The following is a 436-nucleotide window of genomic DNA, read 5'->3' on the forward strand; positions in this document are numbered from 1 at the left end:
GCGCGAGATTTGCGGCATCGCCCCAATCCGGCATTTCACCGGTGCCGAATATCTCAAGTATTTTACCGTCTGTTTCGGCATCTATGTTGACAATAGTCCATTTCTCCATCACACGCACTTCGCAAGTCGCCGTTTTGTTACCATCATCGGTGGTTACCGTTATGAGGGTGCTACCTACTTTTTTTGCCGTTACTATGCCGGTGGCAGTTACTGTGGCTATGCTTGGGTCGCTGCTTGTCCATGTTATGCCCTTGTTGGTGGCGTTCCCGGGTTCTATCGTGGCTATGAGGGTGGCTGTCAGTTGCGACCCGGAGCCGATGCTCAGGGTGAGATTTCTTTCATTGAGACTCACGCTTGTTACCAATTTAGTCCACTGCGCGTATAACGTTATGTCGGATACCAAATAGAACTTACCGTGGTCTTCCCATTCCACAGG

Annotated in this window: 1 protein-coding gene; it reads right to left on the reverse strand. The window is 50.5% G+C overall.

Annotated elements, in window-relative coordinates; translation table 11 throughout:
- On the reverse strand, positions 1–436 hold a 436-nt coding region (locus ASC50_RS04760), incomplete at both ends, for an Ig-like domain-containing protein (RefSeq protein ID WP_162491140.1).

The sequence above is a fragment of the Candidatus Symbiothrix dinenymphae genome (assembly GCF_001431085.1).